We start from the raw sequence: 22,190 nt of genomic DNA, 5'->3' as shown, positions 1-22,190 counted from the left end.
TCGGTCAGCGGCGGCAATACCTGCTGCGCCATACTCCGGCACCTATTCCCTCTGCTTCATTCACCACCCCATGCAGCACACCATCCAGCACCAGGAGCAAGACGCCAAAGGCGCCTTCACCATCGAGAACAGCGGCCAGCGCCTGGCCGAGATGACCTACAGCCGCACCAACGCCACGATGGTCATCGTGGACCACACCGAGGTAGATCCATCACTCAGCGGGCAAGGTGTCGGGCGCGAGTTGCTCGACGCGCTGGTGCTGTGGGCGCGGGCTACGGGTACCAAAGTGGTCCCGCTGTGCCCGTTTGCCAAGGCACAGTTTGACAAGGACGTGGCTATTCGCGATGTGCTGGTTTAGGCAGGCCCTATGACGGGGACGCGACAGCCTCAACCCACTGATTGGATCCGCTCGCCGGGGTTTTTTTGCTTCTTGGTGTCAGAGGTCGCTTGGGCAAAATGGCAGCACCATGCGCCAGCACTCCAATCCGTCGCACGAGCCGACTCACGTCGGATAGCCACCACATGCTGCTCAGGATCAACGTTCAGCCTCACCAGGAGCGTCGCACTTGATTCGTCTCACCATCGCCATTGCATCCGTGGTTCTGCTCATCGGATGCGCGGGGCCCCGTTTTGATGCCGGACGGACAGAAACGGTACTTCCACTGCACCGAGCCTGGGTTGACGGGCGACAGGTGGAATACATCACGACAGATATCTCGGACGGCGCCATGGCGGAGGCCGCCGGTGTGAACCATGTCCCTCGCCTGCGCGACGCCATCGCCGCGCGCCCCTCAGTGCTGGAGCGTGTGTACAAATTCTCGCAGGGCGAACAGATCAGCATCTTTCAATCTGCGCCACGTCCCGTGGGCGCAGCGAACACGGACCGAAGCTACAGCCCACTGTGGCGCCTCGTCCTGGTGACGAGAACGACACACGATCCGGGGCCCGAGCTGACATCGGAGGAGGAGCTATTGGCTGCCGAAGAAAAAGGCCTGCTCTCGCTCGAAGTCACCGATATCGTCATCAACTGCCCCGTAACGCGGGCTGTCGGTGGCGGGGGCCTGGCAGGGGTGCGGTAAGACGGACCGCAGCTCAACCGGGTGTCAGTTCCTGGCGCTCCACGAGGGCTGATGTGAGAAGCCGCATTGCTGCGCCTCTAAACCGTCGGCACCGTGCCCCCATCAATCACATGCTCCGAGCCCGATATCGCTCCCGCACGCGGTGACACCAAAAAAGTGATCAGGTCGGCCACCTCTTGCGGCCTGGCGGGGCGGCCCAGCGGGATGCCGCCCAGCGACTGCATGATGATCCGCTGGCCGCCTTCGTAGTCCGTGCCCGCCTGGGTGGCCACGCGCTCGGCCAGGGCGACGGCGGCTTCGGTTTCGACCCAGCCGGGCGAGACGCTCAGCACGCGAACGCCTTGTGGCGTGACCTCTTTCGACAAGGCCTTGCTGTAGGTGGACAAAGCCGCCTTGGCAGCGGCGTAGGCGGTGGTGGACTCGGGCAGCGGCAGCACGCGCTGGATGGAGCTGACGTGGACAATGACGCCCGCGCCCTGGGCCAGCATGGCGGGCAACAAAGCGCGGTCCAGGCGCACGGCGGGCATCAGGTTCTGGTTCAGTTCGTTGAACCACTGCGCATCGTCCAGCGCTGCAAAGCCCCCGCCTGGCGCGCTGGAGCCGCCCACCACGTTGACCAGAATGTCCACGCAGCCCCAGTGCGTGAGCACCGCCTGCGCAACCTCTGCAGCGCCCTCTGCGGTGGAGACGTCGGCAGGCACGTACAGCACGCCGCCAATCGGGTGCGCAGGGGCTGAACGCGCGGTAGCCATCGCCTGCACACCTGCGTCCACCAAAGCCTGCACCACTGCAGCGCCCACGCCTTTGGTGCCGCCCGTGACGAGTGCGCGCTGGCCGCGCAGTTGAAGGTCGAAGCTCATACCGTGATCTCCAGCGACGCAATCAGGCCACGCTCAAGGCGAAAGCGGTAGCGCAGATCGACCGGGCTACCGGGGAAGTTGCCCTCGACGCGGCTGGTGACGACCTGGTGGCCGTCGCTCTGCTGCAGCGCAAAGGGTTCGGTGGTGTACGTGTACTTTGTCGATGCCGCGGCCTTCCAGGCCTTGATGGCGTCGATGCCCGAATGGGTGCGGCCCTCGTCCTTGACGACGGCCTGTGCCGTGAAGCACCGGGCAATGGCCTCAGCGTTCTTTTGTTGGTCGGCCGCAAAGTAGGCGGCAATGGGGTCGGGGAGGCTCAAAGGGGTCATGGTGACGATCTCCTTGGGTTGGTCGATGGGCTAGTCATCGGGTTGTGGAGTCGTCAGGATGCGCCTGCAGCACCAATTAGTGAATGGCCTAGAATTTAAATAGGCTATGTAGAAAACAATACAGAATGCGCGGATCGGATTTTGCAGAACTGAAGGCCTTTGCCGCCGTGGTCGAGCGCGCGAGCTTTGCGCGCGCGGCGGAGCAACTGGGGCTGTCGCCGTCGGCGCTGAGCCAGACGATTCGCCAGCTGGAAGCCCGCTTGGGCGCGCGATTGCTGAACCGCACCACGCGCAGCGTGGCGCCCACGGCCACCGGGGCACAGCTGTATGCGCGCATGGCCCCGCTATTTCGGGACATGGCCGACGCAGTGGCCGAAGCCAGTGCGTCGGCCGGCCAGATGGGGGGCACGCTGCGCATCAACACGCTGGGCATGGCCGCCACACAGGTCATCGCGCCACGGCTTGGGCGGTTTCACCAGGCCCACCCGGATGTGGTGCTGGACATCGTGGTGGACGACGGGCTGAGCGACATCGTTGCGGGCCGCTTTGATGCGGGCATCCGCGTGGGCGGGCGGCTGGAAAAAGACATGATCGCCGTGCGCCTGACACCGGACGTGAAGATGATTGCCGTGGCCTCGCCCGACTACCTGGCGCAGCGCGGCACGCCAAAGGCGCCCGCCGACCTGCACGGCCACGCGTGCATCAACTGGCGGCTTCAGATGGATGGCCGGACCTACCGCTGGGAGTTCGAGAAAAAAGGAAAACGGGTGGAGATTGCGGCAGAAGGACCGCTGGTGACCAACCACTCGGACATGGGCGTGGCTGCGGCCGTGCAGGGCCTGGGCATTGCCTATGCGTTTGACCGTGAGCGGGTGGACAACCACATCGACCAGGGGCAGCTGGTGCAGGTGCTTGCCGACTGGTCGGTGGCAAAGCCTGGCCTGTTCCTGTACTACTCCAACCGGCGCCATCCATCCCCGGCATTGACGGCTTTCATCGACTGCCTGCTGGACCGTGATCTGCCAGAACCCATGCCTGGCTTGCAACGCCCATCAGTGAATGCGGCTGTGCAGAGGACTCCACGTCGGTGATGGGGTCTTGGGTGGCCGATATCAGCCATTCAAGCCAGAAGCGTCGCCCTCACCGTCCTTCCATCCACCCCTTCACCTCGCCCATCAGATGCCCCCGGAATACCTCCGCAATCGGTGACAGCTGCTTGCCCTTGGGCCAGACCAGGTGCCATTGCGACTGGATGGGGAAGCCTTGCACGTTGAGCACGGCCAGGCCCTCGTGGTGGGGGCCGAGGCTGTGGCGGGAAACGATGGAGACGCCCAGCTGGCCTTCCACCGATTCCTTGATGGCCTCGTTGCTGCCCAGCTCAAGTACGGCGCTGGGAACAAAGCCCAGCTGGCGCAGGTGCGCGTCGGTGGCCATACGGGTACCGGAGCCTTTTTCGCGCAGGATGAAGCGCTCGGCCTGCAATTGCGTGAACTTGACGCGCTTTTTCGCGGCGAGTGGGTGGCCTGCGGCGGCGATGACGACGAGCGGGTTGGGCATGAGGATGTGGTCTTCCAGCGGCAAATCGGCTGGCGGCATGGACATGACGTAGAGGTCGTCCAGGTTGCTGCGCAGCCGGTTGATGACATGGTCGCGGTTGAGCACCTCCAGCGAGATGTCGATCTGCGGGTGCAGCTTGCAGAAGCTGCCCAGCAGACGCGGCACAAAGTACTTGGCGGTGCTGACCACGGCGACCTTGAGGCGTCCGCTGGTGAGGCCCTTGGCGCCAGACACCCGCTGCTCAAACGCATCCCACTCGCCCGCAATGGCGCGCGCGGTGCGGGCCAGGGCATGCCCCGCTTCGGTGAGGTGCACGCGGCGCGAGATGACTTCGTACAGCGGCAGGCCCACGGCCTGAGACACCTCGCGCAGCTGCATGGAGGCGGTGGGCTGGGTGACGTGCATGACCCGGGCGGCGGCGCTGACGCTGCCGGTTTCGGCCAGTGCCAGAAAAAGGCGCAGCTGGCGAAAGGTGATGTTCATAGATTTTTATCTATAGATAAGCGCATTCGAATCGATTTTACTTTGCACCCTGCACTGCATAGCATTGGCGCCCAAGGAGTTGAATGATGCAAAGCTTGCTGGACCCTGCGATCCTGTTTTTTGCCCTGGGTGTGTTTGCGGGCCTGGTGCGGTCCAACCTGGAGATGCCTGCGGCGATCTCGAAGTTCTTGTCGATCTACCTGCTGATGGCACTGGGCCTCAAGGGCGGGTTTGCGCTGGCGGCGTCGGGCTTTACGTCCAACGTGGCCACCAGCCTGGGGCTGGCGGTGCTGCTGGCCATCGTGGTGCCGCTGGTGGGCTATGCGCTCTTGCGGCGGATGCTGTCGGGCTTCAATGCGGCGGCGGTGGCAGCCACCTATGGATCGGTGAGCGCGGTGACGTTTGTGACGGCCACGCAGTACCTGGAGTCGCAACACATCGCCTACGGCGGCCACATGGCGGCGGCGATGGCGCTGATGGAGTCGCCCGCCATCATCCTCGCAGTGCTGCTGGCGAATGCACTGCGGCAAAAACAGCAGGCGGTGGCGATGACAGGCGGGGGCGCCGCCACGCTGGGCGGTCATGGCCCGGGCAGCGTCAGTGGGAAGGGCGGCCCCCACCTGTCGGTGGGCAAGATCCTGCACGAGTCGTTCACCGATGGCACGCAGTTGCTGCTGCTGGGCGCGATGCTGATTGGCCTGCTGACGGGCGATGCGGGCAAGGCGGCCATGCAGCCGTTTTCGGGTGATCTGTTCAAGGGCATGCTGTGCCTGTTCTTGCTGGACATGGGCCTATCGACCGCACGGAACCTGCCTGCGGTGCGCCAGCAGTCGCCCTGGCTGCTGGCCTATGCGGTGCTGGGCCCCATCACCCACGCCACGCTGGCGCTGGGCCTGGCCTGGCTGGTGGCGGTGCCTGCAGGCGATGCGGTGCTGCTGATGGTGCTGGCGGCCAGTGCCTCGTACATCGCCGTGCCTGCGGTGGTGCGCTATGCCATCCCCGAGGCCGACCCGTCGCTGTATGTGAGCCTGTCGCTGGGGCTGACGTTTCCGCTCAACATCGTGCTGGGCATTCCGCTGTACACGCAGGTGGTGCAAGGCCTGTGGGCCGTGTGAGGGGCGATGCATACAGCCCACACGTGGCCCCTGGTGTGCGCTTGTAGAGCTTGGCTCAATTGCTATTATTTATATAGCTATTAAGTCATACTGGACGAGCGGAAACGGCCATTTTTATTCAAATTTTCAATCCACTGCGCCACACAGCCGGTCAGAACAGGCTGCTTTGCCCCTGCAGCAGCCCGGGGCGGAACTGGCCCAGGTCCAGCTCCACGCGTTCGCGGTTCAGGCCCAGCCTGCGGCAGGTGGTGGCAAAACGCTGGCGCACCAGGTCGGCCCACAGGCCGGTGCCTTTCATGCGGGTGGCGAAGTCGCTGTTGTAGGTTTTGCCCGCGCGGCGCTCGGCGTCGCTCAGGTGGTGCAGGTCTTGCACGCGGGCCATCACGCGCGCGGCGCGCTGGGGGTAGTGCACCTGCAGCCATTCGCGAAACAGCGCATCCAGCTCCCACGGCAGGCGCAGCACGGTGTAGAAGGCGCTGCGCGCGCCCGCGTCGCGCGCAGCCTCCAGCACCTGCTCCATGTCTTCGTTGATGAAGGGGATCTGCGGCGCCACGCTCACGCCCACGGGCACGCCCGCCTCGGCCAGCGCGCGGATGGTGCGCAGGCGCCGGTGGGGCGCGGCGGCACGGGGCTCCATGCGGCGGGCCAGCGTGGCATCGAGCGTGGTGATGGTGACGTACACCGCCGCTAGGCGTTGCGCTGCGAGCGGAGCCAGCAAATCCAGGTCACGCTCCACACCGCTGGATTTGGTGATGAGCGAAAACGGGTGGCGCGCGTCGCGCATCACTTCGATGAGGCTGCGGGTGAGCTTCAGTTCGCGCTCCACAGGTTGATAGCAGTCGGTGGCCGAGCCGATATTGATCAAACGGGGCACGTAGCGCGGCGCGCACAGCTCGCTACGCAGCAGTTCGGCAATGTTGTGTTTGGCCACGATCTGCGTTTCAAAGTCGAGCCCCGGTGAGAAGTTGAGGTAGCTGTGGGTAGGCCGCGCGTAGCAGTAGATGCATCCGTGTTCGCAGCCCCGGTAGGGGTTCACCGAGAGTTCAAAGAAGATGTCCGGCGAGTCGTTGGCGCAGATGGCGCTGCGCGCGGTTTCGAGGTGCACGCGGGTGGCGGCGGGGGTGGCTGGGACATCGCCTGCACCGCCCTCATCACCAGCCGGCTGGCCCCAGCCGTCGTCGGCCGCCTCGCGCACATCCCGCGCAAACCGGTGCGCCAGGGCCGTGGCCGCGCCCCGGCCACGGATGGCCTGCAGCGGGATGCGGACCTCTTCGGGCGGCGCGGGGATGTCGGACTTGTCCGTGAAGGTGCGAGACATAACTGTATAAATGTACAGATATTTGGCGCTGCGTGCTTGCCCCTCCGCCCCCGCAAGCATGCGCGTGGCCTTGGCCCGGTTTACTCCTTGAACAGCTGCTCGATCAGCCCCCGCATCCACTGGTTGCCGGGGTCGCTTTCAAAGCGGCGGCTCCAGTGCAGCGACACCGTGAAGTCGCGCAGCGGCAGTGCGGGCTCGATCAGGGTGTAGCCACCGTCGGCCGCAAAAGTGCGTGCGATGTTGCGGGGCATGACCACGGCCAGGTCCGTGGCCCGCACGATGGCGGGCAGCACCAGGAAGTGTTCGGTGGTCAGGCGGATGTGGTCCTGCAACTGTTGCATCTCCAGAATGCGCAGGGTGTCCGAGTGGGTGCGCACGGCCACAAACTCCAGCTGGCGCAGGGCGCTGAGCAGGACGGGGCCGCTGCGCCTGGTGGCGGCGAAGGGGTGGCCTGCGCGCAGCAGCACCACGTAGCGGTCCTGGAGGAGCTGCACACGCTGCGTATCCTTCACCGTGGGCAAAAAGCCAAAGGCGAAGTCGATGGCACCACTGTCCAGCCGCTGGGGGATCTCGTGGCGTGGCACGGGCAGGGTCTCCAGACGCACTCCGGGCGCCTGATGCTGCAGTGCCACCATCAGGTCGGGCAGAAAACGGCCTTCGCCAATATCGCTCATGTGAATGCGGAACACCTTGTGCGACTGCAAAGGGTCAAACAGGGCCGACTCGTTGAGGGCCTCTTCCAGCAAACCCAGCGCGCTGCGCACGGCGTCGGCCAGCCGGTCGGCCTTGGGGGTGGGCTGCACGCCGCCGCCTGCGCGCACAAACAGCGGGTCTTTGATGAGCAGGCGCAGCCGCGTCAGCGCCTGGCTGGCTGCCGGCTGTGTCAGGTCCAGCAGGTCGGCGGCGCGGCTCACGTTGCGCGTGCGGTAGACGGCATCGAACAGGCGCAGCAGGTTGAGGTCGATGTCTTTGATATGCATTGAGTGAATACCGCTTAGTCACTTCATTGTATTGATGGATAGATTAAGCCATCCGAAGATGCGGGGATGCCTTCAGAACACCCCCATCTCCCCACCGTGCGCGAGGCCGTGCTCGACCTGCTGCGCGGCTTTCACATCGATACCATCTTTGGCAACCCGGGCTCCACCGAGCTGCCACTGTTCCTCGACTTTCCCAGCGACTTCCGTTACATCCTGGGCCTGCAGGAATCGGTGGTGGTGGGCATGGCCGACGGCTATGCGCAGGCCACCCACAACGCCGCCTTTGTGAACCTGCACTCGGCGGCCGGCGTGGGGCACGCCATGGGCAATATCTTCACGGCACACAAGAACCGCACGCCCATGGTCATCACGGCCGGGCAGCAGGCGCGCTCCATCCTGCCGTTCGACCCCTTCCTGTTCTCGGGCCAGGCCACCGAGCTGCCCAAGCCCTACGTGAAGTGGAGCGTGGAGCCCGCGCGCGCCGAAGACGTACCCCTGGCCATCGCCCGCGCCTACTACATCGCCATGCAGCAGCCGCGTGGGCCGGTGCTGGTGTCCATACCCGCAGACGATTGGGACAAGCCTTGCGAGCCGCTGAAGGCGCGCACCGTGAGCACCGAAACGCGTCCCGAGCCCCGCGTGCTGCAGGCCATCGGCGATGCGCTGGATGCCGCGCGGCACCCCGTCTTCGTGGTGGGTGCCGCCGTGGACCGCGACCGTGCCTGGGACGAGGTGGTGACGCTGGCCGAGCGGCACAACGCTGCCGTGTGGATTGCCCCCATGGCGGGCCGCTGCGGCTTTCCGCAGGACCACCGCCTGTTCGCCGGGGTGCTGCCCGCCATGCGCGAGAAAATCGTCGCGCTGCTCGCCGGCCACGACCTGGTGTTTGCGCTGGGCGCCGCCGCCTTCACCTACCACGTGGAAGGCTTTGGCCCGCATGTGCCGCCGGGCGCGCAACTGGTGCAGCTGATTGAAGACCCCGGCACCGCCGCCTGGACGCCTGAAGGCACCTCGGCCGTGGGCGGCATCCGGCTCGGGGTGCTCGACCTGCTGGCGCGCCCCGCACCACCGCCACGCGCCTTGCCACAACCGCGCCCCGCACGCCCGCGTGTGGAGCCCACGGGGCCGCTGATGAGCGTGCCCTATGTGATGCAGACCCTGGCCGAGGTGCGCGACGCGGCCTCCATCGTGGTGGAAGAAGCGCCCAGCTCGCGCGCAGCCATGCACGCCTACCTGCCCATTGTGCAAAGCGAAACCTTCTACACCATGTGCAGCGGCGGCCTGGGCTATGGCATGCCTGCCGCCGTGGGCGTGGCGCTGGCCAAACCCGACAAGAAGGTGATCGGACTGCTGGGTGACGGCTCGGCGATGTATTCCATCCAGGCCCTGTGGAGCGCGGCGCAGCTGAAGCTGCCTATCACCTTCATCATCCTCAAGAACCGCCGCTACGCGGCGCTGCAGGAGTTTGCCCCCACCTTCGGCTTCCACGAAGGCGACAAGCTCGAAGGCACCGACCTGCCGGATCTCGACTTCCTCGCGCTCGCCCGTGGCCAGGGCTGCGAGGCTGTGCGTGTGAGCGACCCCGCCTTGCTGCACCAGGCGCTGCGCGATGCACTGGCCAGCCCGCGCGCCATCCTGGTTGAGGTGGACGTGGCCTGACAGGCCCTGCACAAACCGTTCTTCCCGGCTCACCCCATCACCACAACACACCAGACCCGGCGCACCCGGGCGCTCACCTTGACTGGAGACAACCATGCACCCCCTTCACAACCCGCCCTCCCCAACCACCCGCCACCTGCTGCGCACGCTGGCATGCGCCGCTGCCAGCGTGCTGCTCAGCACCGCCGCCATGGCAGACACCTGGCCCAGCAAGCCGATTAAAGTCATCGTCAACTTCCCCGCCGGGGGCGCCGCCGACCAGATTGCGCGCGCCGTCACCCAGCCCCTGCAGGCCGTGCTGGGACAGCCGGTGGTGGTGGAAAACCGGGGCGGTGCGGGCGGCAACATCGGCGGGGAGGCCGTGGCCAAATCCCCGGCCGACGGCTATACCCTGCTCATGAGTTCGGGCGGCATGGTGTCGGTCAACCCGCACCTGTATCCCAAGATGCCTTTCGACCCCGTCAAGGACCTGACACCCGTGGCTGCTGCTGCACGGGTGCTGGTCTTCCTGGAGGTGCGCCCCACACTGCCGGTCAACACCATCCAGGAGTTCCTCGCGCACCTGAAGGCCAACCCCGGCAAGCTGAGCTTTGGCACGCCGGGCAACGGCAGCTCGCCCCACCTGGCGGCCGAGATGCTCAAGACCCAGGCCAATGTATTTGCGGTGCATGTGCCCTACCGGGGCGCGGCACCGGCCATGCAGGACCTGCTGGGTGGGCAGCTGGACTTCATGTTCGACCCGGGTATCGGCCTCTCGCATGTGAAAGCGGGCAAGCTCCGGCTGCTGGCCGTGGGCAGCGCCAAGCGCTCACCCCTCTTCCCGGACGTTCCCACACTGGACGAAGTGGGCCTGAAGGGCTTTGACGCAGACACCTGGTTTGGTTTTTATGCACCTGCGGGCACACCGCCCGACGTGGTCACGCGCCTGAACCGCGAGATCAACAAGGTGCTGGGCACGCAGGCCGTCAAGGACCGCATCACGGCGCTGGGCGGGGTGCCCGCCCCCATGTCGCCCACCGACTTCAACGCACGGGCTTCCATCGACAGCGCTCGGTTTGGCGCCCTGATCAACGCGCGCAACATCCAGGGAGATTGACCGCGCGCGGCAGTGCGAGATTCGCGATGGTCTACAGTCCCGCGCTTTGTCACCACCCTAGAGGTACTGCCATGGCGCGCAAGCCCCAGATCATCCTGTCGTCGCTCGACGTTGACCGCATCGAAGCCCTGCTGGCCGCCATCCCGGCCAGTGTCTTCCCGGGCAAGGCGGACCTGCAAGCAGAGCTGGACCGGGCCGATGTGGTGCCGCCCGAGGACATCCCGCCCAACGTGGTGACCATGAACTCCACCGTGCAGTTCTCCATCCTGGAGACGGGCAAGGAGTTCTGCCTGACCCTGGTCTACCCGCGCGACGCGGATGGCACTGCGGACCGCATCTCGATCTTCGCGCCCGTGGGCAGCGCCCTGCTGGGCCTGGCGGTGGGCGATGAACTGGCCTGGCCCGGACCGGGCGGCAAGTCGATGACGGTGCGCGTGAAAGACATCCTGTACCAGCCTGAAAGTGCCGGCGAACTGCATCGTTGAATTCGGGACACCCCCTGAGGCGCTGCGCGCCTTCCCCTCGCTCTCACAGCGCTGCGCACTGCGGGCGGGGGGACGCCGCCCTCGCTGCGGGGCGGCCCCTGCTTGGCTGCCCTGGCCTTTGAGCACGCCGGTTTTTGAGGCTATTGGGTAGCTGGAGCCCGCTGGAGCACTGCGCGCCTTCTATTCCCGGCGAGCCCTGCCTGGAGGGTGCAAGTGAGTGCCACGGATTGGGGTGGTGCAAAGCGCCATGAGCCGCGACAATGGCAGCCGCCATGACCACACCGCCCGCACCGCACACGCCAGACATCCCTCCATCGATTGACCAGTTCGACCCGGACTCGACGGTCGCATTCCAGCGGCGAATGGAGCGGGCTCCTGAATGGTTCTGCTCCTTCCTGGCGGGAAACAGCCGCGAAAAGAGCCGCCTCAAGCGCGAGATGGCAACAATGAAGGGCTCGGTGGTGTGGCTGGTGCAGCAGCGCCGCCAGGGCAACTGGGATGCCGCAGAGCGCGCCCATTTGCGGGATGTGATGCGGTCAGCCTCGTCCGTGAGTCCCTACCTGTTCATCTGGGTGATTCCGGGCTCGATGCTGATCCTGCCCTTCATGGCCTGGTTTCTGGACCGGCAGCGCAAGCGGCGCGAGCGCAAGCTACAGCGTTGAAGAGCTCTTCACGAGCCCTCATTCAGAACCCGTTGTTGGTAACAGCCACCAGCAGACCGGTGCCCACCAGCCCCGCCTGCCAGCGCAATGCGGTGGACCAGGTGGGCACATGCCGCTCCACCCGCAGGTAGAGCAGGCGCCCGGCGGCGAGGGACAGGACAAACGCCAGCAGCATGCCCAGTGCATTGGGCACCGGCGAAGCAGGCCACAAGTGGCTGACCACGGCATTGACCAGCAGGCACACGGCAAAGTGCACGAGGAAGATGGAGTAAGACATCTGCCCCACGCGAACCAGCGGCGCAAAACCGCCCCAGGCACGCAGACGTTCGGACCGCAACGCCACCACCAGGCACAGCGCCGTGACGAGCGCCACCACGATGCGGCCCCGGAAGTCCAGCGCCAGGGCCACACCGCCCAGCAGCACCATGGCGCTCAGCCACCCCACCGGGCTGGCTGCGCGCACAGCCCAGTACGCCAGCATGCCCAGGCCATAGGCACCCAGGAAGTAGATCGCCCACATGTCGAGCCCGGCCATGCGGTTGAAAACCCACAGCGACGCCGCCACACCTGCCACGATGAGCACCCGGGCCAAAACAGCCCTGTGCCGCTGGGCCCACGCGCCCGGCAGGGCCCTGACGCCCGCCCAGAGCAGCACGCTCAATGCAAAAAGCTGGAAGTCGATGGCCACATACCAGACACCGGCAGACAGGGCATCTTCGTCCACGATGTCCTGCAGCAGCAAGGCATTGGCCAGCAATTGCGCCAAGGTGGGTTCTTGCGGCACAGAAGGGTGCTCCATCCAGGGGCGCACCAAGGCAGCCACCACCACCGTCAGCAACAACGCCACCGCGTAGGGAACCACCAACCGCACAAAACGCTTGGCCACTGCATTGCCAGCATGGTCAAACCGCGCCACGCCCTGGGGCGCCAGGCTGGCTGCGGCAAGGTAGCCGCCCAGCACCAGAAACATCTGCACCGCCATGCGCCCATAGTCATACAGCCAGGCCATCAAGGCGGGGGCGAGAGGCTGGGCGATGTCCGACATCGGGCCATAAAAGGCCAGGTGGTGCCAGACGATGGTGATGCACGCCACGCCCTTGACCATATCGATCAGGGGCATGCGGGAAGGAGACGAAGACATGGCAGCGGGGAGGTAGGGCATGTGCCGAGGCGGGGCCGCACCGGCAGACAAAAACCTCTATTGTCCCCCGCATCCAGCAGTCTGCGCAGCCCTAGAGCCTGCCGCGATACCCCGCCTTCTGAAGGTGCAATTTCCTGAATTTTCAGAAATTACTGAAATTTCAAAAAATCAAGCGCACAATACGTGCCTATATGACCTACGTCAACCATTTACCACCTCTGAACCGCCAGTTCGTGGCCCACTTTGGCGAGATGGGCAGCCGCTGGGGCATCAACCGCACGGTCGGCCAGATGTATGCACTCATCTTCCTGTCTCCTCGCCCGCTCAACGCCGACGAGATTGCTGAAACGCTGGAGTTTTCGCGCTCCAACGTGAGCATGGGGCTCAAGGAGCTTCAGGCTTGGCGGCTGGTGAAACTGAGCCACCAGCCGGGCGACCGGCGCGAATACTTCGAGGCACCCAAGGACGTGTGGGAGATCTTCCGTGTGCTGGCCGAGGAACGCCGCCGCCGCGAGATCGAACCCACCTTGTCGATGCTGCGCATGGCGCTACTCGAAGAGCCCTCCTCCGATGAAGAGCGCCACGCCCAGGAACGCATGCGCGAGATGCACGAACTGATCGACCGGCTCATGACATGGTTCGACGACGTGCAGCGCCTGGCGCCTGAAACAGCGATGCAGCTCATGGGCATGGGCACCGCCGTTACCCGGGTGCTCGAATTCAAGGACCGGCTGACCGGCAAGGGCAGTCACTCGCCAAAGAGCAATCCCTCAGGAGTTTGACCCCATGGACGCCTTCACGCTCTCGCGCATCCAGTTCGCGGCCAACATCAGCTTTCACATCCTGTTCCCCACCATCACGATTGCGCTGTGCTGGTTTCTGGTGTTCTTCCGCCTGCGGCACACGGCCACGCGCGGCACACCGGCGGCGCTGGGCTGGGAGCAGGCCTACTACTTCTGGACCAAGGTGTTTGCGCTGACCTTTGCGCTGGGCGTGGTGTCGGGCATCACCATGAGTTTTCAGTTCGGCACGAACTGGCCGGGCTTCATGGAGCATGTGGGCAACATTGCCGGACCGCTGCTGGGCTATGAGGTGCTGACGGCGTTCTTTCTGGAGGCCACCTTCCTGGGGATCATGCTGTTTGGCCGGGGGCGCGTGTCCGAGCGCATGCACCTTGTCGCCACGCTCATGGTGGCTTTTGGCACCACGCTGTCGGCTTTCTGGATCTTGAGTTTGAACTCGTGGATGCAGACGCCCGTGGGCTACGAGATCATCGATGGCAAGTTCCACGCGGTGGACTGGCTGGCGATTGTGTTCAACCCGTCCTTCCCCTACCGACTGGGCCACAAGCTGCTGGCATCGGCCCTCACGGCAGGCTTCTTGATCGCCGGGGTGAGTGCCTGGCAGTTCATCAAGGGCACGGCCAACGAAGGCACGCGCAAGGCCCTGCGCACGGCCATCACCGCCGTGGCCGTCGTGATCCCGCTGCAGATCTTCATGGGCGACCTGCATGGTCTCAACACGCTGGAGCACCAGCCCGCCAAGATCGCCGCCATCGAGGGCATCTGGCACACCGAGAAGGGTGCGCCACTTACGCTGTTTGGCCTGCCCAACGAGAAGGAAGGTCGCACCGACTACGCCTTGCAGATCCCCAAGGCGGCCAGCCTGATCCTGGCGCACGACATCGACGCCGAGCTGAAGGGGCTCAACGAATTCCCAGGGGCCCATCCGCCCGTGGCGCCCGTTTTCTGGGGGTTCCGCGTGATGGTGGGTGTGGGCCTGCTCATGCTGGCCGTGGCCTGGGTGGGTGCTTTTGTGCTGTATTGCCGCCGCAAGCAAGACCTGGCCACCCTGCCCCGGCCACTGCTCTACACGCTGGTGGGTATGGCGTTCTCAGGCTGGGTGGCCACACTGGCCGGGTGGTACGTGACCGAAATCGGTCGCCAGCCTTACCTGGTCTATGGCCTTTTCAAGACCGCCGACGCCGTGGCCCCCCACGCGCCCGCCATGGTGGCCAGCACGCTGGCGGCCTATCTCATCGTCTATGGGCTGCTGCTGGTGGCCTATGTGGGCGTGATCAAGTACATGGCCGAACACCCAGCCATGCCCACACCGGCGGCGTCCCATCCAGCTCCAGCCCCTCGCGCCGTTTAAGGAGGCCTCCATGGACGCACTGAACTGGGCCACCGCCCTGCCCCTGATCTTCATGGCCGTAATGGGCCTGGCCCTGCTGGCCTATGTGATCCTCGACGGCTACGACCTGGGCGTGGGCATCCTCCTGCCCTTTGCCACCGATGCGGAGAAGGACGTGATGGTGTCCAGCATCGGCCCTTTCTGGGACGCCAACGAGACCTGGCTGGTGTTGGGCGTGGGGGTGCTGCTCATCTGTTTTCCGACCGCGCACGGCGTGGTGCTGTCGGCCCTGTACCTGCCGGTGGCCGTGATGCTGGTGGGGCTGATATTGCGCGGCGTGGCGTTCGACTTTCGCGTGAAGGCCCGCGACTCGCACAAGACCACCTGGAACCGCCTGTTTGCGGCAGGCTCACTGGCGACCACCCTGGCCCAGGGCTGGATGCTGGGGGCCTACATCACCGGCTTTCAGAACGACACCTGGGGCCTGCTGTTTTCTGCAGGCATTGCCATCACCCTGCCTGCGGCCTACGCGATGCTGGGCGCGGGCTGGCTCCTCATGAAGACCGATGGCGATCTTCAGCGCAAGGCCGCCCGCTGGGGCCAGGGTGCGCTGTGGCCCATGGGGTTTGCGCTCATGGGGATTTCGCTGGCCACGCCGCTGGTCAGCCCGACGGTGTTTGCCAAGTGGTTTGTACTGCCCGAGCTGTTTGCGCTGCTGCCCATCCCGCTGGCCTGTGTGGCAGCCTTCTTTGCCATCCGCCATGTGCTGGCCACGCCGCGCGTGGTGCAGTCCGGCTACGGCTGGATCGTGTTCGGCGCCACCGTGCTGATCTTTGTGCTGGCCTTCCTGGGGCTGGCCTACAGCATCTATCCCTACATCGTGATCGACCGCCTGACCGTGTGGCAGGCCGCCAGCGCCACGGAATCGCTGGTGGTGATCGGCATCGGCGTGGCCATCACGCTGCCAGCGATCATTGCCTACACCATCTTCATGTACCGGGTGTTCTGGGGCAAGGCGCGGGAGCTGACGTACGGGTTGTGAAACCTCCGCTCAATACCGTAGACTCCCTTCAGCGTCCACAATGGCCAGCTCCACATAAGTCGAGCCGTTGTGGCTCTTGGGCGAGTATTTGACGTTAAAGCGCCCAAAGGATATTTCACCGGCATCCTCCATTGTCTTGATGAAAGACTCCGTGGTCAGGTTGCGCCCCGTGCGGCGCAACCCCTCCACCAGCAGCCGGGCATGCACGAATCCCTCGAACTGTGAAGCCGAAGGCTGGGCGCTGGGGGACTTGGCGCGCAGCAGGGCCAGGTATTCGGCCACCACGGGCACCGTGGTGCTGCGCAGCGACGGCATGATCTGCGCGAGGATGATGCCGCGCGCCCTTTCTTTAAGTTCGCGGTGGATCACGTCCATGCTGGCTACAGAGAACCCGTAGTACGCGGGCCGCGCCGCTGTCGATTGCACGGCCTTGATGTAGCTGGTGAACGTGGTTCCTGCGGTTGCAACGATCACGGCCTGGGGCTGTGCCTTTTCGGTGGCCTGCGCCGCAGCCGCGAAGTCCGGCTGTTTGGGATCTACCTTGATCTCCGCCACGAAGGCCAGCTTTTCCTCATCGGAGGCTTTCTTGAGTTCGGCCAGCAAGGTTTTGCCCAGCCCGTCGTCCTGGTAGAACACGGCCACGCGGCTGATGCCCTGCTGGCGCAGCTGTGAGACGATTTTTGCAGCCTCGCTCGCATACCCTGCGCGCACATGAAAGACGTAGGGGTTGAGGGTTTCCCGAAACACCGAAGCGCCCGTGACCGGGCCAAACAGCAGGGTGCGGTGCTCCTTGATCAGGGGCAATATGGCGGCCGTCTGCGCCGTGCCGGTGCTGTTGTAGATCATGAAGACCTTGTCGGTCTCCAGCAGCTGGCGCGTGTTCTCCACCGCTTTCTGGGGATCGAAGCCGTCGTCAAGTGTGGTGTATCGGATCATGCGGCCATGCACGCCGCCCTGCGCATTCACCGCGTCGAACATGAGCCGCGAGCCCTCGCCATACTGCGCAGTCTGGGGCCCGAGCGGCCCCGACAGCACCGCCGATGCGCCGAGGCGGATTTCATCGGCGGTCACGCCCTCGTTGCGGGCATGGCCCAGGCCACCTGTGCACAAGGCAACCAGCAGCACCAGAAAAGAACGAAACATCACGCACCCACCTTGCAAAGAATGTGCTGACCGAGCAACCCAAGCACACGCGCTTTGGTTATTGATCATCATCATTATCCGCAGCCACCAGAACCGGCTTATGGGGGTTTGCCCTTGCCTCGGGAGCGCCAGAAACAGCTTCGCCCGCAGTGCACACCAGGCGCACTGCGGGCGAATGAAGCCCTCTTGCCCAAGGCCACCACGCCCTGGGCAGCGGCGGCGGTGTGGAGCCCAAAAAGCTCAGCGCAGCATCAGAGCTTGAGGCGCGCGCGCGCAGCCTCGTACTCGCGGCGCAGCTTGCCCACCAGCTCGGCGGTGCTGGTCACGGCGTTGATGGCACCAATGCCCTGGCCGCAGCCCCAGATGTCTTTCCAGGCCTTCTTGGCATCGCCGCCAAAGTTCATCTTGCTGGGGTCGGACTCGGGCAGGTTGTCGGGGTCCATGCCCGCAGCGCGAATCGACGGAGCCAGGTAGTTGCCGTGCACGCCGGTGAACAGGTTGCTGTAGACGATGTCGTCGGAGTTGCCGTCCACGATGGCCTGCTTGTAGGCATCGCTGGCACGCGCTTCGTGCGTGGCGATGAAGGCCGAGCCGATGTAGCCAAAGTCTGCACCCATGGCCTGCGCGGCCAGCACTGCGTCGCCGCTGGCGATGGAACCACTCAGCGCTACGGGGCCGTCGAACCACTGGCGGATTTCCTGGATGAGCGCAAACGGGCTCTTCACACCCGCATGGCCGCCCGCACCGGCGGCCACGGCGATCAGGCCATCGGCGCCCTTCTCAATCGCCTTGTGGGCAAACTTGTTGTTGATGATGTCGTGCAGCACGATGCCACCCCAGGCATGCACGGCCTGGTTCACATCCTCGCGCGCGCCCAGGCTGGTGATGATGATCGGCACCTTGTACTTGGCGCACACCTGCATGTCGTGCTCCAGCCGGTCGTTGCTCTTGTGCACGATCTGGTTGATGGCAAAAGGCGCGGCCGGCTTGTCGGGGTTGGCCTTGTTGTAGGCAGCCAGCGTCTCCGTGATCTCGGCCAGCCATTCGTCGAGCAGCTCAGCGGGGCGGGCATTGAGCGCGGGCATGGAGCCCACCACACCCGCCTTGCACTGCTCAATGACGAGCGTGGGGTTGCTGATGATGAACAGCGGCGAGCCGATGACAGGCAGCGAGAGGTTTTGCAGCGCGGAGGGCAGTTTGGACATGGCAACAACTTCCTGAACAGGTTTTTGGATGAAATAGGGCTCTAGCGCTTATTCATCAAGCGCTAGCAGCTATCATTTTTATATCAATGAGCTGCCCGCTCTGCGGGCAGTCCGTCTCCTCACAACACGCTCAACCTTCAAAAGGCTTCCAGCGCCAACTCGGTAACGCTGGCCGCGCCTTCCACAATGCTGTCGCGCAGGCCCGGGGCCTTCACCAGGATGTGATCAGCGTAGAACTGGGCCGTAGTGATTTTTGCGCGCATGAACGCTTCGTCCTGTCCCTTTTGCAACAGGTCCTGTGCCACCAGCAGGCTGCGCGCCAGCTGCCAGCCCGCCACCACATTGCCCGCCAGCATCAGGTAAGGCACGCTGCCCGCAAACACGGCGTTGGGCTGGGCCTTGGTGCCACCGGCCACAAAGTCAATCACATCGAGCAGCGCCTTGCGCGCCGCCGTGAGGCGCTTGGCCACTGCCAGCGCGGCGGGGGTGCCGCTGGCCAACAGATCGGCCTCGGTCTTCTCGATCTGTGCTGCGATGCCCTTGGCGGTCTGGCCGCCGTCACGCGCCGTCTTGCGGCCCACGAGGTCGTTGGCCTGGATGGCCGTGGTGCCTTCGTAGATGGTCAGGATCTTGGCGTCGCGGTAGTACTGGGCCGCGCCGGTTTCTTCGATGAAGCCCATGCCGCCATGCACCTGCACGCCCAGGCTGGTCACTTCCAGGCTGGTCTCGGTGCTGTAGCCCTTGACCAGCGGCACCATGAATTCATAGAACGCCTGGTTCTGCTTGCGCGTTTCCGCATCGGGGTGGTGGTGGGCAGCATCGAACGCTGCTGCGGCCACGGTGGCCATGGCACGGCAGCCTTCCACGGTGGCGCGCATCGTCATGAGCATGCGCTTCACATCGGGGTGGTGGATGATGGCGGCGCTGGCGTTGATGCTGCCGTCCACGGGGCGGCTCTGCACGCGGTCTTTGGCGTACTGCACAGCCTTCTGGTAGGCGCGCTCGGAAATCGCAATGCCCTGCATGCCCACGGCGTAGCGAGCCGCGTTCATCATGATGAACATGTATTCGAGTCCGCGGTTTTCCTGGCCCACGAGGTAGCCCACGGCGCCGCCATGGTCGCCAAACTGCAGCACGGCCGTGGGGCTGGCCTTGATGCCCAGCTTGTGCTCGATGCTCACGCAATGCGCGTCATTCCGCGCGCCCAGGCTTCCATCCTTGTTGACCATGAACTTGGGCACGACGAAGAGGCTGATGCCCTTGACGCCCTCGGGTGCGCCCTGCACACGGGCCAGCACCAGGTGGACGATGTTCTCGGCCATGTCGTGCTCACCGTAGGTGATGAAGATCTTGGTGCCGAAAATCTTGTACGTCCCGTCGGGCTGGGGTTCGGCGCGCGTGCGCACCAGGGCCAGGTCCGAACCAGCCTGGGGTTCGGTCAGGTTCATGGTGCCGGTCCATTCGCCGGTCACCAGCTTTTCAAGGTACGTGGCCTTGAGCTCGTCACTGCCTGCGGTGAGCAGCGCCTCAATGGCACCATCGGTCAGCAGCGGGCACAGCGCGAAGCTCATGTTGGCGCTGTTGGTCATCTCGATGCAGGCCGCGCCAATGGTCTTGGGCAGGCCCTGGCCGCCAAAGTCGGCCGGGTGCTGCAGGCCTTGCCAGCCGCCTTCGGCGTATTGGCGGAAGGCTTCCTTGAAACCGGGGGTGGTGGTGACCACGCCGGATTGAAAGCTCGATGGATTCTTGTCGCCTTCCCAGTTGAGCGGCGACAGCACCCCTTCATTGAACTTGGCGCACTCTTCCAGCACGGCAGCCGCCGTGTCCAGGCCGGCGTCTTCAAAGCCGGGAATCTGCGCAATCTGTTCAATGTTGGCCAGGTGCTCGATGGCGAACAGCATGTCCTTGACGGGGGCGGTGTAGCTCATGGGTGTCTCCGGGAAAGCGAAATTTCGTCAAAAAAAAGGCATCGCGAGCGATGCCTTTGTGCGCACAGTGGCGTTCTTACAGGGCCTTGACCAGTTCTGGCACGGCCGTGAACAGATCCGCTTCCAGCCCATAGTCGGCCACGCTGAAGATCGGCGCCTCAGGGTCCTTGTTGATCGCCACGATCACCTTGGAGTCCTTCATGCCCGCCAAATGCTGGATGGCGCCCGAGATACCCGCTGCGATATACAGCTGCGGCGCCACGATCTTGCCGGTCTGGCCCACTTGCCAGTCGTTGGGGGCGTAGCCTGCGTCCACTGCGGCCCGGCTGGCACCCAGGGCGGCGCCCAGCTTGTCGGCCAGCGGGGTCATCACTTCGTCGAACTTTTCCTTGCTGCCGAGGGCTCGGCCACCGGAGACGATGATCTTGGCGGCCGTGAGTTCGGGGCGATCGCTCTTGGCGATTTCGCTGCCCATGAAGCTGCTCTTGCCAGCGTCTGCGGTGGCTGCGGCGGTTTCAACGGCTGCGGAACCGCCCGTGGCGGCTGCGGCGTCAAAGCCCGTGGCGCGCACGGTGATGACCTTTACGCTGTCGGCGCTTTGCACGGTGGCAATGGCGTTGCCGGCGTAGATGGGGCGCTCGAAGGTGTCGCCAGAAATCACCTTGGTGATGTCGCTGACCTGCGCCACGTCCAGCTTGGCGGCCACGCGGGGGGCCACGTTGCGGCCGCTGGCGGTGGCGGGGAACAGGATGTGGCTGTAGTTGCCTGCGATGGCGAGCACTTGCGCGGCCACGTTCTCGGCCAGGCCGTGTTCCAGACCAGGGGCGTCGGCGTGGATGACCTTGGCGACACCGGCGATCTGGGCGGCTGCGGCGGCGGCTGCACCGGCGTTGTGGCCGGCCACCAGCACGTGCACGTCGCCACCGCAGGCCACAGCGGCCGTCACGGTGTTCAGCGTGGCGCCCTTGATGGACGCGTTGTTGTGTTCAGCAATAACGAGTACCGACATTTAGATCACCTTCGCTTCGTTCTTGAGTTTTTCAACGAGTGCCGCTACGTCGGCCACCTTGATGCCAGCACCGCGCTTGGCGGGCTCGGTCACCTTGAGGGTCTTCAGGCGCGGAGCCACGTCCACGCCGAGGTCTTCGGGCTTGACGGTATCGAGCTGCTTTTTCTTGGCCTTCATGATGTTGGGCAAGGTGACGTAGCGGGGCTCGTTCAGGCGCAGGTCGGTGGTGATGACCGCTGGCAGCGACAGCTGCAGGGTTTCCAGGCCGCCGTCCACTTCACGCGTCACGCTGACCTTGTCGGCCGACAGTTCGACCTTGTTGGCGAACGTGGCCTGGGGCAGGTCGGCCAGGGCCGCGAGCATCTGGCCGGTCTGGTTGGCGTCGTCGTCGATGGCTTGTTTGCCCAGGATGATGAGACCGGGCTGCTCTTTGTCCACCAGGGCCTTGAGGATCTTGGCCACGGCCAGGGGCTGCAGCTCGACGTCGGTTTCCACCAGGATGGCGCGGTCTGCACCGATGGCCATGGCAGTGCGCAGGGTTTCCTGGCACTGGGCCACGCCGCAGGAGACTGCGATGACTTCGGTCACCAGGCCTTTTTCTTTCAGGCGCACGGCCTCTTCAACGGCGATTTCGTCAAAGGGGTTCATGCTCATCTTCACGTTGGCGATGTCCACACCCGTGTTGTCCGATTTGACGCGGACCTTCACGTTGTAGTCCACCACGCGCTTGACAGGGACCAAGACCTTCATTGCTGCGGCTCCTAGAGTTGGTTGAATTGACGTTTACGTAAACTGGAACATTCTATGCGGCACTGCAACGAAAGCGCTACGGGCCCAGCACACAGATCAAACGATTAGAAAAAAGAACGATCGTGCTTTTTGTGGATTATAGGCGAGTGGGCGCAGTACCTGTCTAGAGTTTGCTGTCGCCTTGGGCAACCTGCAGCTGCCGGACAAGCGGGCAAG

Annotated in this window: 22 protein-coding genes; 11 read left to right on the top strand and 11 right to left on the bottom strand. The window is 64.7% G+C overall.

All coding sequences use genetic code 11. The annotated features are described in order from the left end of the window. Positions 1 to 70 precede the first annotated feature (70 nt). Positions 71 to 358, top strand: coding sequence for a GNAT family N-acetyltransferase (locus ACT89O_RS08250; RefSeq protein ID WP_487262319.1), 288 nt, complete (start codon positions 71 to 73; stop codon positions 356 to 358). A gap of 208 nt (positions 359 to 566) precedes the next feature. Then, entirely contained in the window at positions 567 to 1,079 is a 513-nt protein-coding gene (locus ACT89O_RS08245) for a DUF7482 domain-containing protein (RefSeq protein WP_487262318.1), read from the top strand. Between the two features lie 77 nt (positions 1,080 to 1,156). On the opposite strand, the gene ACT89O_RS08240 is transcribed toward ACT89O_RS08245, so the two are convergent. Together ACT89O_RS08240 and ACT89O_RS08235 are read right to left on the bottom strand one after the other, a co-directional pair. Next, positions 1,157 to 1,939 (bottom strand): SDR family oxidoreductase, encoded by a 783-nt coding sequence (locus tag ACT89O_RS08240; protein WP_487262317.1) that lies wholly within the window; start codon positions 1,937 to 1,939, stop codon positions 1,157 to 1,159. Further along, a complete protein-coding gene (locus ACT89O_RS08235; RefSeq protein WP_431152381.1) occupies positions 1,936 to 2,268 on the bottom strand; it encodes a nuclear transport factor 2 family protein in 333 nt (110 codons plus the stop codon). Before ACT89O_RS08235 ends, ACT89O_RS08240 begins: the two co-directional genes overlap by 4 nt. 125 nt (positions 2,269 to 2,393) lie before the next feature. On the opposite strand from ACT89O_RS08235, the gene ACT89O_RS08230 reads away from it, so the two are divergent. Further along, positions 2,394 to 3,359, top strand: coding sequence for a LysR family transcriptional regulator (locus tag ACT89O_RS08230; RefSeq protein WP_487262316.1), 966 nt, complete (start codon positions 2,394 to 2,396; stop codon positions 3,357 to 3,359). Between the two features lie 49 nt (positions 3,360 to 3,408). Here the strand turns inward: ACT89O_RS08230 and ACT89O_RS08225 are convergent, their stop codons facing one another. Then, a complete protein-coding gene (locus ACT89O_RS08225; protein ID WP_121419447.1) occupies positions 3,409 to 4,308 on the bottom strand; it encodes a LysR family transcriptional regulator in 900 nt (299 codons plus the stop codon). Between the two features lie 86 nt (positions 4,309 to 4,394). Between ACT89O_RS08225 and ACT89O_RS08220 the strand changes: the two genes are divergently transcribed. Beyond that, positions 4,395 to 5,423 (top strand): sodium-dependent bicarbonate transport family permease, encoded by a 1,029-nt coding sequence (locus ACT89O_RS08220; protein ID WP_487262315.1) that lies wholly within the window; start codon positions 4,395 to 4,397, stop codon positions 5,421 to 5,423. 151 nt (positions 5,424 to 5,574) lie between these two features. Here the strand turns inward: ACT89O_RS08220 and ACT89O_RS08215 are convergent, their stop codons facing one another. Both ACT89O_RS08215 and ACT89O_RS08210 read right to left on the bottom strand, forming a co-directional pair. Then, positions 5,575 to 6,741 (bottom strand): PA0069 family radical SAM protein, encoded by a 1,167-nt coding sequence (locus ACT89O_RS08215; protein ID WP_487262314.1) that lies wholly within the window; start codon positions 6,739 to 6,741, stop codon positions 5,575 to 5,577. A gap of 80 nt (positions 6,742 to 6,821) precedes the next feature. Next, on the bottom strand, positions 6,822 to 7,721 hold the full coding sequence (locus tag ACT89O_RS08210) for a LysR family transcriptional regulator (protein ID WP_487262313.1): 900 nt from the start codon (positions 7,719 to 7,721) through the stop codon (positions 6,822 to 6,824). Between the two features lie 66 nt (positions 7,722 to 7,787). On the opposite strand from ACT89O_RS08210, the gene mdlC reads away from it, so the two are divergent. The 4 genes from mdlC to ACT89O_RS08190 all read left to right on the top strand — a co-directional run bounded on the left by mdlC (position 7,788) and on the right by ACT89O_RS08190 (position 11,623). Next, positions 7,788 to 9,380, top strand: a complete 1,593-nt coding sequence (mdlC, locus tag ACT89O_RS08205; protein WP_487262312.1) for a benzoylformate decarboxylase — start codon at positions 7,788 to 7,790, stop codon at positions 9,378 to 9,380. Between the two features lie 94 nt (positions 9,381 to 9,474). Continuing rightward, positions 9,475 to 10,476, top strand: coding sequence for a Bug family tripartite tricarboxylate transporter substrate binding protein (locus ACT89O_RS08200; RefSeq protein ID WP_487262311.1), 1,002 nt, complete (start codon positions 9,475 to 9,477; stop codon positions 10,474 to 10,476). A gap of 71 nt (positions 10,477 to 10,547) precedes the next feature. Further along, positions 10,548 to 10,961, top strand: a complete 414-nt coding sequence (gene rnk / locus ACT89O_RS08195) for a nucleoside diphosphate kinase regulator (protein ID WP_055394263.1) — start codon at positions 10,548 to 10,550, stop codon at positions 10,959 to 10,961. A gap of 272 nt (positions 10,962 to 11,233) precedes the next feature. Further along, positions 11,234 to 11,623 carry a hypothetical protein gene (locus tag ACT89O_RS08190; protein WP_055394290.1) on the top strand — a complete coding sequence of 130 codons (390 nt, stop codon included), beginning with the start codon at positions 11,234 to 11,236 and terminating at the stop codon, positions 11,621 to 11,623. Positions 11,624 to 11,645: 22 nt separating this feature from the next. On the opposite strand, the gene ACT89O_RS08185 is transcribed toward ACT89O_RS08190, so the two are convergent. Then, positions 11,646 to 12,764: an acyltransferase family protein gene (locus ACT89O_RS08185; protein ID WP_487262310.1), complete on the bottom strand. Its 1,119-nt coding sequence runs from the start codon at positions 12,762 to 12,764 to the stop codon at positions 11,646 to 11,648. A 191-nt stretch (positions 12,765 to 12,955) separates the two neighbouring features. On the opposite strand from ACT89O_RS08185, the gene ACT89O_RS08180 reads away from it, so the two are divergent. Genes ACT89O_RS08180 through ACT89O_RS08170 form a run of 3 tightly spaced genes read left to right on the top strand, consistent with a single transcriptional unit; the run spans position 12,956 to position 15,939 of the window. Continuing rightward, the gene (locus tag ACT89O_RS08180) at positions 12,956 to 13,546 is read left to right on the top strand and encodes a GbsR/MarR family transcriptional regulator (protein WP_121419442.1); all 591 of its coding nucleotides are present in this window, start codon (positions 12,956 to 12,958) and stop codon (positions 13,544 to 13,546) included. 4 nt (positions 13,547 to 13,550) lie between these two features. Then, a complete protein-coding gene (locus ACT89O_RS08175; RefSeq protein ID WP_487262309.1) occupies positions 13,551 to 14,918 on the top strand; it encodes a cytochrome ubiquinol oxidase subunit I in 1,368 nt (455 codons plus the stop codon). A gap of 10 nt (positions 14,919 to 14,928) precedes the next feature. Continuing rightward, complete coding sequence (locus ACT89O_RS08170) at positions 14,929 to 15,939, top strand: cytochrome d ubiquinol oxidase subunit II (protein WP_487262308.1); 1,011 nt, start codon at positions 14,929 to 14,931, stop codon at positions 15,937 to 15,939. A 9-nt stretch (positions 15,940 to 15,948) separates the two neighbouring features. On the opposite strand, the gene ACT89O_RS08165 is transcribed toward ACT89O_RS08170, so the two are convergent. From ACT89O_RS08165 to ACT89O_RS08145, 5 genes are all read right to left on the bottom strand, one after another. Continuing rightward, entirely contained in the window at positions 15,949 to 17,082 is a 1,134-nt protein-coding gene (locus ACT89O_RS08165) for an ABC transporter substrate-binding protein (protein ID WP_121507081.1), read from the bottom strand. A 251-nt stretch (positions 17,083 to 17,333) separates the two neighbouring features. Further along, positions 17,334 to 18,287 (bottom strand): NAD(P)H-dependent flavin oxidoreductase, encoded by a 954-nt coding sequence (locus ACT89O_RS08160; protein ID WP_487262307.1) that lies wholly within the window; start codon positions 18,285 to 18,287, stop codon positions 17,334 to 17,336. A 137-nt stretch (positions 18,288 to 18,424) separates the two neighbouring features. Continuing rightward, positions 18,425 to 20,215: an acyl-CoA dehydrogenase gene (locus ACT89O_RS08155; RefSeq protein ID WP_055394252.1), complete on the bottom strand. Its 1,791-nt coding sequence runs from the start codon at positions 20,213 to 20,215 to the stop codon at positions 18,425 to 18,427. A 76-nt stretch (positions 20,216 to 20,291) separates the two neighbouring features. After that, positions 20,292 to 21,224, bottom strand: coding sequence for an electron transfer flavoprotein subunit alpha/FixB family protein (locus ACT89O_RS08150; RefSeq protein WP_121419437.1), 933 nt, complete (start codon positions 21,222 to 21,224; stop codon positions 20,292 to 20,294). Continuing rightward, a complete protein-coding gene (locus tag ACT89O_RS08145) occupies positions 21,225 to 21,974 on the bottom strand; it encodes an electron transfer flavoprotein subunit beta/FixA family protein (protein WP_121507084.1) in 750 nt (249 codons plus the stop codon). It abuts the gene before it with no gap. Positions 21,975 to 22,190: the final 216 nt, after the last annotated feature.

This window comes from Acidovorax sp. NN32 (assembly GCF_057597245.1).
This window is presented reverse-complemented; position numbering and strand designations above follow the sequence as displayed.

Bases quoted from the DNA above. Each gene is read 5' to 3' on its own strand.
- ACT89O_RS08250 (WP_487262319.1), top strand. From the start codon at position 71: ATGCAGCACACCATCCAGCACCAGGAGCAAGACGCCAAAGGCGCCTTC.
- ACT89O_RS08240 (WP_487262317.1), bottom strand. From the start codon at position 1,939: ATGAGCTTCGACCTTCAACTGCGCGGCCAGCGCGCACTCGTCACGGGC.
- ACT89O_RS08235 (WP_431152381.1), bottom strand. From the start codon at position 2,268: ATGACCCCTTTGAGCCTCCCCGACCCCATTGCCGCCTACTTTGCGGCC.
- ACT89O_RS08230 (WP_487262316.1), top strand. From the start codon at position 2,394: ATGCGCGGATCGGATTTTGCAGAACTGAAGGCCTTTGCCGCCGTGGTC.
- ACT89O_RS08225 (WP_121419447.1), bottom strand. From the start codon at position 4,308: ATGAACATCACCTTTCGCCAGCTGCGCCTTTTTCTGGCACTGGCCGAA.
- ACT89O_RS08220 (WP_487262315.1), top strand. From the start codon at position 4,395: ATGCAAAGCTTGCTGGACCCTGCGATCCTGTTTTTTGCCCTGGGTGTG.
- ACT89O_RS08215 (WP_487262314.1), bottom strand. From the start codon at position 6,741: ATGTCTCGCACCTTCACGGACAAGTCCGACATCCCCGCGCCGCCCGAA.
- ACT89O_RS08210 (WP_487262313.1), bottom strand. From the start codon at position 7,721: ATGCATATCAAAGACATCGACCTCAACCTGCTGCGCCTGTTCGATGCC.
- mdlC (WP_487262312.1), top strand. From the start codon at position 7,788: ATGCCTTCAGAACACCCCCATCTCCCCACCGTGCGCGAGGCCGTGCTC.
- ACT89O_RS08200 (WP_487262311.1), top strand. From the start codon at position 9,475: ATGCACCCCCTTCACAACCCGCCCTCCCCAACCACCCGCCACCTGCTG.
- rnk (WP_055394263.1), top strand. From the start codon at position 10,548: ATGGCGCGCAAGCCCCAGATCATCCTGTCGTCGCTCGACGTTGACCGC.
- ACT89O_RS08190 (WP_055394290.1), top strand. From the start codon at position 11,234: ATGACCACACCGCCCGCACCGCACACGCCAGACATCCCTCCATCGATT.
- ACT89O_RS08185 (WP_487262310.1), bottom strand. From the start codon at position 12,764: ATGTCTTCGTCTCCTTCCCGCATGCCCCTGATCGATATGGTCAAGGGC.
- ACT89O_RS08180 (WP_121419442.1), top strand. From the start codon at position 12,956: ATGACCTACGTCAACCATTTACCACCTCTGAACCGCCAGTTCGTGGCC.
- ACT89O_RS08175 (WP_487262309.1), top strand. From the start codon at position 13,551: ATGGACGCCTTCACGCTCTCGCGCATCCAGTTCGCGGCCAACATCAGC.
- ACT89O_RS08170 (WP_487262308.1), top strand. From the start codon at position 14,929: ATGGACGCACTGAACTGGGCCACCGCCCTGCCCCTGATCTTCATGGCC.
- ACT89O_RS08165 (WP_121507081.1), bottom strand. From the start codon at position 17,082: ATGTTTCGTTCTTTTCTGGTGCTGCTGGTTGCCTTGTGCACAGGTGGC.
- ACT89O_RS08160 (WP_487262307.1), bottom strand. From the start codon at position 18,287: ATGTCCAAACTGCCCTCCGCGCTGCAAAACCTCTCGCTGCCTGTCATC.
- ACT89O_RS08155 (WP_055394252.1), bottom strand. From the start codon at position 20,215: ATGAGCTACACCGCCCCCGTCAAGGACATGCTGTTCGCCATCGAGCAC.
- ACT89O_RS08150 (WP_121419437.1), bottom strand. From the start codon at position 21,224: ATGTCGGTACTCGTTATTGCTGAACACAACAACGCGTCCATCAAGGGC.
- ACT89O_RS08145 (WP_121507084.1), bottom strand. From the start codon at position 21,974: ATGAAGGTCTTGGTCCCTGTCAAGCGCGTGGTGGACTACAACGTGAAG.